Below are 15,394 nucleotides of genomic sequence, written 5' to 3' on the forward strand. Positions count from 1 at the left end.
TAGCCCGGAGAGTCAAGCGTTTATTTCGCTGTCTTCTCGCTGACCCGGCGGCTTGTCAGTCGTTGTTCCCGGTCAGTGGAGGCGCATTATAGGGAGTTCTCGGCAGGCCGCAACCCCTATTTTCAATATTTTTTCCGACCGTTGAATGTTTAACCAAAACACCGTTAAAGCGGCAGTTTTTTCAACGATTTAAAGCCGTAGCTCTGCAAAACGGGCAATAAAGCGTCAGTATCTTCATTCAACGCCATGCAATAGGCCAGATTCTCTTCCTGGCTCGAGACCAGATTTTCCTGCGTCGAGATGAGCCAGGCGGTACGACGGGCAATCGCCGCGCCGGAATCCACCAGCCGGGTGCCTTCCGGCAACACCTGCATCAGCTCTTCAGCTAATAGAGGGAAATGGGTGCAGCCCAGCACGACGGTATCCGGCGGCTCGCGCATGCTCAGCCACGGATGCAGGATCTTCTTCAGTACCGGCAACGGCACGGCTTCACCGTGCAGCTTGGCCTCCGCCAGCTCCACCAGCTCTGAAGAGCCCAGCAGTTCAATCTTGCAGTCGGTAGCGAAACGGGAAATCAGTTCGTGGGTGTAGCTGCGCTGTACGGTGCCGCGGGTCGCCAACAGGCCGACGATGCCGTTAACGGTAAGACGGGCGGCAGGCTTGATGGCGGGCACCACGCCCACGACCGGGAAGCTGAAACGCTCGCGCAGGGCCGGCAAGGAAACGGTGCTGGCGGTGTTGCAGGCAATGACGACAATCGCCAGAGGATGCCGCTGCTGCACTGCGCCGACAATCTCCACCACACGCTCAACGATAAACTCTTCGGACTTCTCACCGTAGGGGAACGCCACGTTGTCGAAAGCGTATATATAGTGGAGATCCGGCAGCAACTGCCGAATCTCCTGATATACCGACAGCCCGCCGACGCCGGAATCGAAAACCAGCACCGTCGGGCGAGGTGTGGCGGTGCTGTTAGAAGGTATAGCTTCCAGTGAGGTAGTATTCTCTTCCTGGAGTAGCGTAGCCATAGGCCGTCTCATAATCTTTATCAAACAGGTTGGCAATTCTACCACGAACTGTCAGATGAGATGTGACCGGATACGAAACTGCGAGATCCCACAGGCTCACGCCGCCGAGTTTCACGCTCTGCTCCGGATAGGTACTGTAGTCCTTGTCATAACGTTGACCCAAATATTGATAAGTCACCGCCCAGTCAAAGTCATACAGCTGCCAGTCCAGCTCATATTTCACCTGCTGTTTGGCGCGGCGCAGCAGCACTTCGTGAGTTTTTGCGTTGCGCGGGTCGACATAATCGTAACCAATCTGGTGCGTCAACGGGCCGGTATCAAAAGACGCCGTCGCTTCAATCCCTTTGATGGTCGCCTTACCCACGTTGTAATAGACGTAGTTGGTTTCCCCCGTGGAATCGATCAAATTGTCGATGTCGTTGCGATAACCGGAGATGCGCCAGGTCACCGGGCCGGTCAGCCCTTCAAAGCCACCTTCCCACTGCTTGCTTTCTTCCGGTTTCAGATCGGTGTTGTTACCGAAGTTGCCGTATAGCTGGCTCATATTCGGTGCTTTGAACGCCGTGCCATACGACGCGATAAAACGGTATCCCTCGACGAACTCCCAGGCCGCGCTGGTTTGCCAGGTGCCGTGCCAGCCAAACTCGGAATGATCGTCACCCCGAACCGCGCCTTCCAGCGTCACCGGGCCAACCAGTTGCTGCGCGGTCAGATAGATGCCTGCATCACGTTGGCTTTTTTCACCCTTTACGGTGGTGGAGTCCGGTTTGATTTTCTGTTGCTGCCAGTCGACGCCAGAGCTTACGGTCCCCTGTCCAACCTGCAGCGTATTGCCCCACTGCAGGTTGTACTGTTCGGAATCCACCAGGCTGGCCGAGCTATCATGCATACCGCGGCGAGGATCGTAATCGTAATCCTTGCTATGGCTGTAGCTGCCGGTCAATTGTGTTGCGTAAATGCCTTCTTTATAACGCAATCCGGTATCCCAGGTTTGGCTGTACAGCTTGCGAGTATCTAGCAGAGAGCTGGCCGGAGAGGAATAGTAACTATCGTACGCCGTGCGGTTGTCGTAGCCATACCCACGTACAAAACCGCTGACCGATTCGCTGAACTGATGCTCAAGCGCACCATACAGTGATTTACTCATAAAACCATCGCGATCCTGCTGGCTTTGCATACCGGTACTGCCATAGGCCACCACATCATACCCTTTGGTATAAGTGTAATTCCCTGCCACCGTCGCCACGGTGCTGTCGCCCAGCTGCTGTTGGGTCGACGCGTCATAGGATTGATAGCCGTTGGAGCCGAGGCCGGCGGAAAGCGTCGTGCCGTTCTTTTCGCGGGTGGTAATGATGTTGACCACGCCGCCGATGGCGTCGGAGCCGTACACCGCCGAGCGCGGGCCGCGGATGTATTCGACTTTCTGCACCAGCGAAATTGGGATTTGGCTAAGATCGGAAGAACCGCTGACGCCCGCCTGATTAAGGCGAATGCCGTCAATTAGCACCAGCACGTGGCTGGAGTTGGTGCCGCGAATAAACAGCGAGCTCTTTTGCCCCAGCCCGCCGTTCTGGCCAACATCCACGCCCGGCAGGCGGCGCATCACGTCGGTCAGGCTCTTGGCCTGCCAGCGATCGATATCGTTGCGGGTGACGATGGAAGTCGGCGCCAGCACGGAAGAAACCGGCTGCGGGAAGCGGTTGGCGGTCACCACCAGGTTATCGCCATTCGTGGTTGTGGTGTTGTCTTGCGCCCATCCAGAAAAAGCCGTGACGGAGGAAACCACCGCCAGCAGCGTATTTTTTGTAATTGTCATGAGAAAAGCATCCAAACTTAATTGGCGGATGCCGCAGGATCATGGCCGGTAGTTCGCGACGGCCACGGACATTGCGACGTAACACCGGCAGGTCTTCGGGCTTGGGATTTGCAGGCCGCGGGGCGCGACCGGCAACGGGCGATGACTTCCCATCCTGCAATGGACAGTGTCTGCGTCGAAACGCTATCGCCGTGACTTCCCCTTACCGCTGCGCGTCAGCTCCGGATTCACACCGGATTCCCTTTTCACTCGCTGCTTGAGGCCGGACGGCAATGCTACGATCAATGAAAATAGATGTCTAGACTGCTACTAATGTTACAAATAATAAACGCGACAAAACTGGACTTCACGGGCTGATTCCCTACAATCCCCGCTGATCAAATTTGCCTGACGAGAAGACACACATGACGCCCGAGAATTTGCCTATTGAACGTTACGATGACCAACTGGCGGAGAAAGTCGCCCGCCTGAAGACGTTGATGTCACCGTTCGCGGCGCCCGAGCCGGAAGTGTTCCGCTCGCCAGTCGACCACTACCGCATGCGCGCCGAATTCCGCATCTGGCACGACGCGGACGACATGTACCACATCATGTTCGATCAGCAGACCAAGCAGCGTATTCGCGTCGATCGGTTCCCGGCCGCCAGCGAACTGATCAACCGCCTGATGAGCGCCCTGATCGCCGCGCTGAAACCGGAACCGATCCTGCGTCACAAGCTGTTCCAGATCGATTATCTGTCGACGCAAAGCGGCAAAATCATCGCCTCGCTGCTGTACCACCGCAAGCTGGATGACGTTTGGCAACGGCGCGCCGAGCAGCTGCGTGACGATCTGCGCGCGCAGGGTTTCGACCTGCAGCTGATCGGCCGGGCGTCGAAGACCAAAATCATGCTCGACCAGGATTATGTTGACGAAGTGCTGCCGGTCGCCGGCCGCGACATGATCTACCGCCAGGTGGAAAACAGCTTCACTCAGCCCAACGCGGCCATGAACGTACAGATGCTGGAATGGGCGCTGGCGGTGACCGCCGGTTCCAAAGGCGATTTGCTGGAGCTGTATTGCGGCAACGGCAACTTCTCGCTGGCGCTGGCGCGCAATTTCGAGCGCGTGCTGGCGACCGAGATTGCCAAACCGTCGGTGGCGGCGGCGCAGTACAACATCGCCGCCAACCATATCGACAACGTGCAGATCATTCGCATGGCGGCGGAAGACTTCACCCAGGCGATGAACGGGGTGCGCGAATTCAACCGATTGAAAGGCATCGATCTGAGCGGCTACAACTGCGAGACGATTTTCGTCGATCCGCCGCGCAGCGGGCTGGACGAGGAAACGGTGAAGATGGTGCAGGCCTACCCGCGCATTCTCTATATCTCATGCAATCCGGAAACGCTGTGCGCCAACCTGGAAACGCTGCAGGCCACGCACCGGGTCAGCCGCCTGGCGCTGTTCGATCAGTTCCCGTATACCCATCACATGGAATGCGGCGTGTTGCTGGAGAAGCACCGCTGATACGACAGGGGCGCCATCATGGCGCCCCGTTTCATTACGACTCTTGAGTCGGCGCATCCGGCGCCTTGCGCGCCTTCAGTTTCATCCCGATCCACAGCACCAGCGCCACGCAGATCACCGACGGCAGGAAGTTGGAGCCGATCTGCGGATATTCGGCGCGCACGATGGCGCTGTACAGCAGCAGCCCCAGCAGGAAACAGGCCGCCGCCAGCTTCGGCATGCCGTCCGGCATAGCGCGGTTCAGGTAACGCTGATGCAGGCAGTACACCGCCAGCACCAACGCGATCAGCGGGAAGATCGAAAACGGCACCACCGAGCTGAACAGCGCGGCAAACGAACCGTTGATCGAAAGGCCGGCAATCAACGCCAGCAGTAAGGTGCCATTTTCACGGCCTGGTTTTTCCATCATTTTTTACCTTTTTTATACGTGGGACACAGAAGCTTTTTCTTGTTCGCGGCGATACCAGTAATACGCCCCTTTGGAGATCATCCGCAGCTGCAGCACCAGCCGCTCTTCCAGCTGCTGCCGCTGCTCGACGTCGATATCCAGCGCTTCCGCGCCGGCGCTGAACACGATGGTGACCATCGCTTCCGCCTGCGCTTCGGTAAAGCTGCGCGGCATGTGGTTTTCCAACTCGAGGTAGTCCGCCAGTTCGGCGATGAAATGCTGGATCTCGCGCGCCACCGCCGCACGGAATGCCGCCGACGTGCCGGAGCGCTCGCGCAGCAGCAGACGGAAGGCGTTCGGGTTGTTGCCGATAAATTCCATAAAGGTGGACACCGAGGTGCGGATCACGCTGCCGCCCTTGGCGATGCGTTGGCGCGCCTGGCGCATCAACTGACGCAGCATCAGGCCGCTTTCGTCCACCATGGTCAGCCCCAGCTCATCCACATCGCGGAAATGGCGGTAAAACGACGTGGGCGCGATGCCCGCCTCGCGTGAAACTTCCCGCAGGCTCAGGCTGGCGAAGCTGCGTTCGGCGCTCAGCTGGCTGAATGCGGCTTCGATCAGGGAACGACGAGTCCGTTCTTTTTGTTGTGCTCTGACGCCCATATGCATATCCGGATAGGTTCCATTCTCTCAGTCTAACGCCCTAGACTCGGCAATATAGCAAATTTTATTGCAACAGCATTTATACTAACGCGCTCTATCACACTTCCGCCCTGAGCCGATTGTGCTTTGCCTCAAAAAGCCTAATGGTGATTGGGTGAGCAGCGCTATGATGTTAAGATACCGTTGTAATCTTGTATAAAAAACAGGTCTCTCCTACATGCAACAGCACTATCAATTTGATGCCATTGTGATTGGCTCGGGCCCTGGTGGTGAAGGTGCCGCCATGGGGCTGGTGAAACAGGGCGCCCGCGTGGCCGTTATCGAACGGTACAACAACGTAGGCGGCGGATGTACCCACTGGGGCACCATCCCTTCCAAAGCCCTCCGCCACGCCGTCAGCCGCATTATCGAATTCAACCAGAACCCGCTTTACAACAACTCGCGCACGCTCAGCGCGACCTTCCCTGACATTTTACGCCACGCCGATAACGTCATCAGCCAGCAAACCCGCATGCGCCAAGGGTTCTATGAGCGGAACCAGTGCAAACTGTTCGCCGGCGACGCGCGTTTCATCGACGCCAACACCGTCAGCGTCAGCTACATGGACGGCACCCAGGACACCATCCGCGCCGACCACATCGTGATCGCCTGCGGCTCGCGCCCTTATCACCCGGCCAGCGTCGATTTCAATCACCCGCGCATCTATGACAGCGACTCCATTCTCGAGCTGAGCCATGAACCGCGCCACGTGATCATTTACGGCGCCGGGGTGATCGGCTGCGAATACGCTTCTATCTTCCGCGGTCTGAACGTCAAGGTCGATCTGATCAACACCCGCGATCGCCTGCTGGCATTCCTCGATCAGGAGATGTCGGATTCGCTCTCTTACCACTTCTGGAACAACGGCGTGGTGATCCGCCACAACGAGGAGTTCGAGAAGATTGAAGGCACCGAAGACGGCGTGATCGTGCACCTGAAGTCCGGCAAGAAGGTGAAAGCGGACTGCCTGCTGTACGCCAACGGCCGTACCGGCAACACAGATTCGCTGGGGTTGGAAAACGTCGGCCTGGAATCGGACAGCCGCGGGCTGCTGAAGGTGAACAGCATGTACCAAACCGCGCTGTCGCACATCTATGCGGTCGGTGACGTGATCGGCTATCCGAGCCTGGCTTCCGCCGCCTACGATCAGGGCCGCATCGCCGCGCAGGCGATCGCTTCCGGCGAAGCCAGCGGTCACCTAATCGAAGATATCCCGACCGGCATCTACACCATTCCGGAAATCAGCTCCGTCGGCAAAACCGAGCAGGAACTGACGGCGATGAAGGTGCCGTATGAAGTGGGCCGCGCCCAGTTCAAGCATCTGGCGCGCGCGCAGATCGCCGGGATGAACGTAGGCAGCCTGAAGATCCTGTTCCATCGCGACACCCTGCAGATCCTCGGGATCCACTGCTTCGGCGAGCGTGCGGCGGAGATCATCCACATCGGCCAGGCGATCATGGAACAGAAAGGTGAAGGCAATACTATCGAGTATTTCGTTAATACGACCTTCAACTATCCGACCATGGCCGAAGCCTACCGGGTGGCGGCGCTTAACGGCTTAAACCGCCTGTTTTAACGCGTTGTCGATGTAGCCCTGCATGTGCTCGCGGATCGCTTCGGCCAACTGCTCATAACGGCTGCGCAGTGGGGAACCGGGGCGATACACCAACGCGATGGTGCGCTTCGGTTCCGGCTTGTAGCAATCCAGATAGCAGACGCCGTCGCGTTCGCGCTGCGGCGGCACCGCCAGTGACGGCAGCAGGGTAATGCCGCTGCCGGCCGCGACCATATTGCGCAGCGTTTCCAGACTGGTGGCGCGGAAGTGGGTATCTTCGTCCGCGCCCGCCTGGAAGCAGAAGCCCATCGCCTGATCGCGCAGGCAGTGGCCATCCTCCAGCATCAGCAGCTTCTCTCCCGCCAAATCCGGCATCGCCACGCGCTCGCGCTGCGCCCACGGGTGATCGGAATACACCGCCAGCTTCATCGGTTCATCGAACAGAGGCACTTCGATAAACGCCTCGGTTTCCTTCACCAATGCCAGAATGGCGCAGTCCAATTTGCCGCTGTCGAGTTGCGCCAGCAGTTGCTGGGTTTGCGCTTCGTGCAGGTACATTTCCAGTTTCGGGAAGGTTTTGTGCAGCGTCGGGATGATCTGCGGCAGCAGATAAGGCCCCACGGTCGGGATCAGGCCGATGTGCAGCGGCCCGGACATGGCTTCGCCCTGCTGGCTGGCCATCTCCTTCAATACTTTCACTTCGCGCAGCACGGTACGCGCCTGCTCCACCAGCAGCAGACCCGCCTGGGTGAACAGCACCTTGCGGCTGGTGCGCTCGAGCAGCATGACGCCCAACTCGTCTTCCAGCTTGCGGATCTGCCCGCTCAGCGTGGGTTGGCTTACATGGCATGAATCGGCCGCGCGGCGGAAGTGCCGGTGCTCGGCCAAGGCGACCAGATACTCTAAATCACGAATATTCATTGTTTCCCTCCATTCCATGATAGCTCATGGCGATAGATAAGATAGCAATGAGCGATTAGATCTATCAACCCCCAGCGACAATAATGTGTCCCAACGAAGCGATATCGCGCTAAATGCTAAAAATTAATTTTGCTAATTAAGGGGTTAATCAATGTTTACCAGTCAAGAAGGCAAGAAAGTTCCTCAGGTTACTTTCCACACCCGTCAGGGCGACCAATGGATTGATGTGACCACTGATGACCTGTTCAAAAACAAAACCGTTATCGTGTTCTCGCTGCCGGGCGCATTTACGCCAACCTGTTCTTCGAGCCATCTGCCGCGCTACAACGAACTGTCCAGCGTATTCAAGCAGCACGGCGTCGACGGCATTCTGTGCGTCTCGGTGAACGATACCTTTGTGATGAACGCCTGGAAAGCCGATCAGCATGCGGAAAACATCACCTTCGTGCCGGACGGCAACGGTGAATTCACCAAAGGCATGAACATGCTGGTCGAGAAAGCGGATCTGGGCTTTGGCCCGCGTTCATGGCGCTACTCGATGCTGGTGCGCGACGGCGTGGTCGAGAAAATGTTCGTCGAACCGAACAAGCCGGGCGATCCGTTTGAAGTGTCCGACGCCGACACCATGCTGAAATACCTGGCGCCGGAATTCAAAGTGCAGGAGTCGGTCTCCCTGTTCACCAAGCCGGGCTGCCCATTCTGCGCCAAAGCCAAGCAGATGCTGCAAGAGCGCGGCATTCAGTATGAAGAGATCGTACTGGGCAAAGACGCCACCACCGTCAGCCTGCGCGCCGTCAGCGGCCGCGCCACGGTGCCGCAAGTGTTCATCGGCGGCCGTCACATCGGCGGCAGCGACGATCTGGAAACTTTCCTGTCAGCTTAATAAGTAATAACAAAGCCAACGTGAACTTTGGCGGGCTACGGCCCGCCCTTTTTTTACCTTTCAGGAGCGGATATGAAACTGTTGAACGTTGATGTTGCGGTCATCGGCGGCGGCACCGCAGGGCTCGGCGCCTATCGCGCGGCCAAACTGTCTACCCCCAGCGTGGTGATGATCGAAGGCGGGCCTTACGGCACCACCTGTGCGCGCGTTGGCTGCATGCCATCCAAATTATTGATAGCCGCCGCCGAAGCGGTGCATCAAATCGAACGCGCGCCGGGCTTTGGCGTGCACCCAACCGGTACAACCCGCATCGACGGGCGCGAAGTGATGGCGCGCGTCAAACGCGAACGCGATCGCTTCGTCAGCTTCGTGCTGGAAGGCGTGGACGAGATCCCGGCCGGCGACAAAATTCAGGGCTATGCCCGCTTTATCGACGACAACACGCTGCAGGTCGACGAGCATACGCGCATCGTGGCGCAGCGCATCGTGATCGCCACCGGTTCCCGCCCCAGCTGGCCGGCGCCGTGGAACGAACTGGGCGATCGTCTGATCGTCAACGACGATCTGTTCAACTGGGATGATTTGCCGCAGTCCGTAGCGGTATTCGGCCCCGGCGTCATCGGGCTCGAGCTGGGGCAAGCGCTGCACCGCCTCGGTGTCGACACCAAGGTCTTCGGCATCGGCGGCGCCGTCGGGCCGCTGACCGACAGCGCCGTGCGCGACTACGCCGCCAACGCGCTGGGGGAAGAGTTCTATCTCGACGCCGACGTGAAGGTAGAGATGATGCAGCGCGAAGGCGACCGCGTATTTATCCGCTATCGGGATCTGCAGGGCCAACCGCAGGAGATCCTGGTGGACTACGTGCTGGCCGCCACCGGCCGCCGCCCCAACGTCGATCGGCTGGGCCTCGAAAACACCGGCTTACAGCTCGACGCCCGAGGCGTGCCGTTGGCCGACCGCCTGACGATGCAAACCAGCGTGCCGCATATTTTCATTGCCGGCGACGCCAGCAACCAGCTGCCGCTGCTGCATGAGGCCAGCGATCAGGCGCGCATCGCCGGCGCCAACGCCGGCAGCTTCCCGGAGATCAATCCGGGCCTGCGCCGCAGCGCGATTTCAGTGGTGTTCTCCGATCCGCAGATCGCCATGGTCGGCTCGACCTTCCGCGAGCTGAGCGAGAAGTTCAGCGCCTGCGGCTGCTTTGAAGTGGGCAAGGTCTCGTTTGAGAATCAGGGCCGCTCGCGGGTGATGCTGCGCAACAAAGGCATTCTGCACGTCTACGGCGAGCAAGGCACCGGCCGTTTCCTCGGCGCGGAAATGATCGGCCCGGACGCCGAACACATCGCGCACCTGTTGGCCTGGGCGCATCAGCAACAGATGACCGTCGATCAGATGCTGGACATGCCGTTCTATCACCCGGTGATCGAGGAAGGCTTGCGCACTGCGCTGCGTGACCTGCAGGCGAAACTCAAACTCGGCACGACCGAAATCGAGCGCTGCCAGCGCTGCCCGGGCGAATAACCTCTCATTCTCCGCTCATCCCCACCGGGCCTTCAGGCCCGGTTTTTTTGCGCAGCACTTTCCACATTTTCCTCCCTCCTCTTGCCTCACGGCCCTTCTGCGTTCATTTTTTATGCTTCGACATTGAAGTGATACCAATAACGATACTAGAATAAAGCAGGGAGCCAGAATGGAGGAAGAACATGGAAAAGCATGAACACTATACCTATCGCATCACCTGGTCAGCGGATGATCGTGAATATGTCGGGCTATGCGCCGAATTCCCCTCGTTGTCCTGGCTGGCGGCCACGCGTACCGGCGCACTGGAGGGTATCGAAAAAGTGGTGAGCGAAACGATCGACGATATGTTGGCGCAAGGTGAAACGCCGCCGCAGGCGCTGGCGGAAAAGAACTTCAGCGGAAAACTGGTGTTGCGCATGACGCCGGAACAGCATCGGCGGCTGGCGATCGGCGCGATGGAGGAAGGCGTGAGTCTGAACCGTTATCTGTGCGCACGCCTGGCGGGGTAGAGGTTCAAGGGCGGCACCGGGCCGCCCTTGTCGTCGTCAAGCCAAACGCTGTTTCGCTGCGGCGATTGCCGCGGCCACCTGCTGCGGCGCGACGCCGCCTTTGGCCGCACGCTTGTCCAGGCAGGATTGCAAGGCCAGGATCGGGTAAACGTCGTCGCCGATCGTTGCGCTGAACTGCTGCAAGTCCGCCAGCGGCAGCGCTTCCAGCGGTTTGCCCTGGCGAATCGCTTCTACCACCGCCTCGCCGACGATATGGTGCGCCTCGCGGAACGGCACGCCCTTGGCGACCAGGTAATCCGCCAGTTCGGTGGCGTTGGCATAGCCCTGCTCCGCCGCTTCCTGGCAGCGCGGGCGCTTCACCTGAATGCCGTCCAGCACCAGCGCCGCCATCTGCAGACAGTCCATCCAGGTGTCGAGCGCGTCGAACAGCCCTTCTTTATCTTCCTGCATGTCTTTGTTGTACGCCAGCGGCAAGCCTTTCAGCGTCATCATCATGCCGGTCAGCGCGCCCTGTACGCGGCCGCACTTGCCGCGGATCAGCTCCAGCGCGTCCGGGTTTTTCTTCTGCGGCATCAGCGAAGAGCCGGAGGTCACGCGGTCGGACAGCTCGACAAACGCCGCTTCACCGCTGTTGAAGAAGATCAGGTCTTCGGCGAAGCGCGACAGGTGCACCATGCTGATGGCGGCGTTGGACAGCAGCTCCAGCACGTGATCGCGATCGGATACGCTGTCCAGGCTGTTGCGGGTCGCCGAGGCGAAGCCCAGCCAGCCGGCCAGCTGCTCGCGATCGATAGGATAAGCGGTGCCGGCCAGCGCGCCGCTGCCCAGCGGGCTGACGTCCAGCCGTTTCAGGGTATCCTGCAGGCGGCTCTCATCGCGCGCCAGCATCTCGACATAGGCCAGGCACCAGTGCGCGAAAGTCACCGGCTGCGCGCGTTGCAGGTGGGTATACCCCGGCATCACCGCATCCTGGTTGGCTTCGGCGGTCTCCACCAGCGCCTGCTGCAGCTGGACGATCGCCTGATACAGGTCGCCGATCTGCTGTTTGCACCACAGCTTCAGATCGGTCGCGACCTGATCGTTGCGGCTGCGGCCGGTGTGCAGCTTCTTGCCCAAATCGCCGACCTTCTCGATCAGCTTCTGCTCCACCCAGCTGTGGATGTCTTCGGCATCGCTTTGGACGATCGCCAAAGGATCGGCCTGGACCTCCGTCAGTAGCGCATTCAGCGCCTGCTCCAGCTGCTGTTGCTCCGTTGCCGTCAACACGTTAACGGTCACCAGCGCCTTCGACCAGGCCACCGAGCCCACGATATCCTGCTCCGCCAGGCGATAATCGAACCGCAGCGAATCATTGAGTTGCTTGAACCGCTGATCCGCCGCCTGAGTGAACCGTCCGCCCCAAAGTGCCATATCTTACTCCTGAATTTTTATGCGAAAGGGCGCAGCATGCTGCGCCCTTGCAGAGTCACGCCAATCGATTATTTATTCTTTTTCTCGTTCAACGCGCGGATGCGTGAAGACAGAGAGAACAGGCGGATAAAGCCGCCCGCGTGGCTGTGATCGTAAACTTCGTCTTCGCCGAAGGTGGCGAACTCTTCGGAGTACAGGCTGTTGGCGGATTTTTTCTGGATCGCCGTCACCTGGCCTTTGTACAGCTGCAGCACCACTTCACCGTTCACCTCTTCAGCCAATGCTTCGGCAGAGGCCTGCAGCGAGCGGCGCAGCGGCGCGAACCAGCGGCCGTCGTACACCACATAGGACATCTCCAGGCCCAGCTGCTCGCGCCATTTGAAGCTGTCGCGGTCCAGCACCAACTGCTCGACGGCGCGCAGCGCCGCCACCATGATGGTGCCCCCCGGGGTTTCATAGCAGCCGCGGGATTTGATGCCCACCAGGCGGTTTTCCACGATGTCGATACGGCCGACGCCGTGTTTGGCGCCCAGCGCGTTCAGGGTTTCCAGGCACTGGTACGGCGACAGCGCTTTACCGTTAACCGCCACAACGCGGCCTTTCTCAACGGTCACGGTCACCTGCTCAGGCTGGTCCGGCGCTTCCTGCGGATCGACGGTCCACACCCAGCAATCTTTGTTCGGCGCATTCCACGGGCTTTCCAGCACGCCGCCTTCGGTGGAGATGTGCCAGGCGTTTTCATCGCGGCTGTAGATCTTCTCCAGCGACGCGGTGGTCGGGATGTTGCGCTCTTTCAGGTAATCCAGCAGCGCTTCACGGGAACGCAGATTCCACTCACGCCACGGCGCCACCACTTTCAGCTGCGGCGCCAGCGCGGTGTAGGTGGTCTCGAAACGCACCTGATCGTTGCCTTTGCCGGTCGCACCGTGGCACAGCGCGTCGGCCCCCACTTTCAACGCCAGCTCGACCTGCGCCTTGGCGATGATCGGCCGCGCCATCGAGGTGCCCAGCAGGTAGCTGCCCTCGTACAGGGCGCCGGTCTGCAGCACCGGATAAACGTAATCGCGGATAAATTCTTCACGCAGATCGACCACGTGACATTCAGAGGCACCGGACTGCAGGGCTTTTTGCTCCACGCCTTCCAGATCGCTGCGCTCCTGACCGATGTCCGCCACGAACGCCACCACTTCACAGCCGCCGTAGTTCTCTTTCAGCCATGGAATGATGGCCGAGGTATCCAGGCCGCCGGAGTACGCCAGAACGATTTTTTTGATGCCTTGGTTTTGCATGATCTATTCCTTTCTAATTCTAAAATTAAGCGAGGATCCGGGTGCCAATCGACACACCGTTAAACAAAGCAGGAAGCTGATCGGCATGGCGCCAGCTGGCGATATCCACCGGGCGGCCGAGGGTGCGGGCAGCGTCGAGCGCCGCATTCACCTTCACCACCATACCATCGGTGATAATGCCTTGCGCGATCAGTTGTTCCGCTTTTTGCGCCGTCATTTCCGCAATGCGTTGCCCCTTGCCGTCGAGGATGCCGCTGACGTCCGACAGCAGGATCAGATCCGCCCCCAGCGTCGCCGCCAGCGCCGTCGCCGCCTGATCGGCGTTCACGTTCATTAACTGCCCATCGGCGGTGATGCCGATGGAGCTGACAACCGGCAGGTAGCCGGCGCTCAGCAGGGTATTGAGCAGCGCGGGGGAACCGGGCTGCGCGTTGCCGACGTGGCCCAATGCCGGATCGAGCGGGGTCACGACTGCGCTGCCGCCGTCCGCCAGGCTCAGGCCGACGGCGTTGATTTGGTGTTTAATCGCCCACGCCAGCAGCGTTTTGTTGGCGGTGCCGGCCAGCGCGCCGGTGATGATGTCGATCTGATCGGCCGGCGTGACCCGCAGGCCGTTCTTTTTCACCACCGGCAAAGAGAGCTGCTTCATCAGTTCGTCCACCACGCAGCCGCCGCCGTGCACGATCACCAGCGGGCGCTGATGCTGCTGCCGGTAGCTGTCCAGCGCGGTAAACAGACGCTCCAGCGCTTCTTCACTGTCTAATAACACGCCACCTAACTTGATAATTAACGGGTTCATTGCTGTTTACTCACGCTGGTTTAAAGGAGTGACTGGGTTTCCGGGAAGCCGAAACGGATATTCAGGCATTGCACCGCCTGTGCCGCCGCGCCTTTCAGCAGGTTGTCTTCCACCGCCACGGCGATCAGATGCTCGCCCTGCACCGCAAAACCGATGTCGCAGAACGGCAGCCCCACCACCGCTTTCAGCGCCGGCACGCCCTGGTCGTACAGCCGCACCAGAGGCTTGTCGTCATAGGCGGCGTGGTAGGCGGCGGCCACGTCCTGCGCGGTCACGCCGGCCTTCAGGCGGCAGGTGATGGTTTCATGGATGCCGCGCGGGAAGTTGCCCAGGTGCGGCGTAAAGATGACCGGCACGCCCAGGTGCGCGGCGATCTCCGGCTGGTGCCGGTGGGTGAAAATACCGTATGGCTGCAGGCTCACTTCGCAGAAGCTGGTGGTCATGCTGGCCTTGCGCCCGGCGCCGCTGACGCCGCTGGTGGCGTTGATCACCGGCCACTGGTCGAGGTTCAGCAGCTGTTTTTCGATCAACGGTTTCAGCGCCAGCTGCGCCGCCGTCGGGTAACAGCCCGGCACGGCAATCAGCTGCGCCTGTTTAATCTTGTCGCTCTGCCATTCCGCCAGGCCGTACACCGCCTGCTCCAGCAGGGCGCCATGCTGATGCTCGAAACCGTAGTACTGGCTATAAAAATCGGCGTCCTGCACGCGGAAGGCGCCCGACAGGTCGAACACCACGCAGCCCGCCGCCAGGAAGGCCGGTGCGATATCGTGGCTGACTTCATGAGCGGTGGCGAGGAACACCACGTCGATGCCCTGCGCCGCCTTGGCGACGTCGGTCAACGGCTGCAGCGGCAGATCGACGATGCCTTTCAACTGGGGATGGAGATCGGAAAGCAACTTTCCTGCATCTGCACTTTGCGCTGAAACCGCTAAAGCGGTTATGTTCATGTGTGGGTGGCGATTCAGGTAAGCCGTGAGCTCCGCTCCGGCGTAACCGCTGGCACCAACGATCAGCGTATTCAACATGTGGCCTTTCACCTTCTAAACTGACGTGCGGTCGCTT

The 15,394-nt window shown here is 59.7% G+C and carries 14 protein-coding genes and 1 riboswitch; of the genes, 5 read left to right on the forward strand and 9 right to left on the reverse strand.

Going from position 1 to position 15,394, the window contains the following annotated elements:
* Positions 1-164: 164 nt before the first annotated feature.
* Both murI and btuB read right to left on the reverse strand, forming a co-directional pair.
* A complete protein-coding gene (gene murI / locus ACJ8MK_RS22460) occupies positions 165-1,028 on the reverse strand; it encodes a glutamate racemase (protein ID WP_033636418.1) in 864 nt (287 codons plus the stop codon).
* A complete protein-coding gene (btuB, locus tag ACJ8MK_RS22465; RefSeq protein WP_161727131.1) occupies positions 973-2,844 on the reverse strand; it encodes a TonB-dependent vitamin B12 receptor BtuB in 1,872 nt (623 codons plus the stop codon). The genes murI and btuB overlap by 56 nt, the downstream gene beginning before the upstream one ends.
* Before the next feature lie 69 nt (positions 2,845-2,913).
* A riboswitch (cobalamin riboswitch) is annotated at positions 2,914-3,133 on the reverse strand.
* Positions 3,134-3,248: 115 nt separating this feature from the next.
* Between btuB and trmA the strand changes: the two genes are divergently transcribed.
* Positions 3,249-4,352 carry a tRNA (uridine(54)-C5)-methyltransferase TrmA gene (gene trmA, locus ACJ8MK_RS22470; RefSeq protein WP_033636420.1) on the forward strand — a complete coding sequence of 368 codons (1,104 nt, stop codon included), beginning with the start codon at positions 3,249-3,251 and terminating at the stop codon, positions 4,350-4,352.
* Positions 4,353-4,386: 34 nt separating this feature from the next.
* On the opposite strand, the gene ACJ8MK_RS22475 is transcribed toward trmA, so the two are convergent.
* Positions 4,387-4,758 (reverse strand): YijD family membrane protein, encoded by a 372-nt coding sequence (locus ACJ8MK_RS22475; protein ID WP_025304650.1) that lies wholly within the window; start codon positions 4,756-4,758, stop codon positions 4,387-4,389.
* Positions 4,759-4,773: 15 nt separating this feature from the next.
* Positions 4,774-5,406 carry an HTH-type transcriptional repressor FabR gene (gene fabR, locus ACJ8MK_RS22480; RefSeq protein WP_004931044.1) on the reverse strand — a complete coding sequence of 211 codons (633 nt, stop codon included), beginning with the start codon at positions 5,404-5,406 and terminating at the stop codon, positions 4,774-4,776.
* Positions 5,407-5,623: 217 nt separating this feature from the next.
* On the opposite strand from fabR, the gene sthA reads away from it, so the two are divergent.
* Positions 5,624-7,021 carry a Si-specific NAD(P)(+) transhydrogenase gene (gene sthA / locus ACJ8MK_RS22485; RefSeq protein ID WP_004931047.1) on the forward strand — a complete coding sequence of 466 codons (1,398 nt, stop codon included), beginning with the start codon at positions 5,624-5,626 and terminating at the stop codon, positions 7,019-7,021.
* Here sthA and oxyR read toward each other — a convergent pair.
* Entirely contained in the window at positions 7,004-7,921 is a 918-nt protein-coding gene (gene oxyR, locus ACJ8MK_RS22490) for a DNA-binding transcriptional regulator OxyR (protein WP_033636422.1), read from the reverse strand. The two genes, sthA and oxyR, sit on opposite strands and share 18 nt — an antisense overlap.
* Before the next feature lie 151 nt (positions 7,922-8,072).
* Between oxyR and ACJ8MK_RS22495 the strand changes: the two genes are divergently transcribed.
* The 3 genes from ACJ8MK_RS22495 (at position 8,073) to ACJ8MK_RS22505 (ending at position 10,834) form a co-directional block, all read left to right on the forward strand.
* A complete protein-coding gene (locus ACJ8MK_RS22495; protein WP_019452251.1) occupies positions 8,073-8,804 on the forward strand; it encodes a glutathione peroxidase in 732 nt (243 codons plus the stop codon).
* A gap of 72 nt (positions 8,805-8,876) precedes the next feature.
* Positions 8,877-10,325: a dihydrolipoyl dehydrogenase gene (locus ACJ8MK_RS22500; protein ID WP_103799362.1), complete on the forward strand. Its 1,449-nt coding sequence runs from the start codon at positions 8,877-8,879 to the stop codon at positions 10,323-10,325.
* Positions 10,326-10,507: 182 nt separating this feature from the next.
* Positions 10,508-10,834, forward strand: coding sequence for a type II toxin-antitoxin system HicB family antitoxin (locus ACJ8MK_RS22505; protein WP_049234152.1), 327 nt, complete (start codon positions 10,508-10,510; stop codon positions 10,832-10,834).
* A gap of 36 nt (positions 10,835-10,870) precedes the next feature.
* On the opposite strand, the gene argH is transcribed toward ACJ8MK_RS22505, so the two are convergent.
* The 4 genes from argH to argC form a co-directional block, all read right to left on the reverse strand.
* Positions 10,871-12,244, reverse strand: coding sequence for an argininosuccinate lyase (argH, locus tag ACJ8MK_RS22510; protein WP_342176717.1), 1,374 nt, complete (start codon positions 12,242-12,244; stop codon positions 10,871-10,873).
* Between the two features lie 68 nt (positions 12,245-12,312).
* A complete protein-coding gene (locus ACJ8MK_RS22515; RefSeq protein ID WP_033649897.1) occupies positions 12,313-13,533 on the reverse strand; it encodes an argininosuccinate synthase in 1,221 nt (406 codons plus the stop codon).
* Positions 13,534-13,558: 25 nt separating this feature from the next.
* On the reverse strand, positions 13,559-14,332 hold the full coding sequence (gene argB, locus ACJ8MK_RS22520; RefSeq protein WP_033636427.1) for an acetylglutamate kinase: 774 nt from the start codon (positions 14,330-14,332) through the stop codon (positions 13,559-13,561).
* A 20-nt stretch (positions 14,333-14,352) separates the two neighbouring features.
* Positions 14,353-15,357 carry an N-acetyl-gamma-glutamyl-phosphate reductase gene (gene argC / locus ACJ8MK_RS22525; RefSeq protein WP_442518074.1) on the reverse strand — a complete coding sequence of 335 codons (1,005 nt, stop codon included), beginning with the start codon at positions 15,355-15,357 and terminating at the stop codon, positions 14,353-14,355.
* Positions 15,358-15,394: the final 37 nt, after the last annotated feature.

The sequence above is a fragment of the Serratia sp. CY38905 genome (assembly GCF_052168875.1).
In the GTDB taxonomy this organism is placed as follows: domain Bacteria; phylum Pseudomonadota; class Gammaproteobacteria; order Enterobacterales; family Enterobacteriaceae; genus Serratia; species Serratia sarumanii.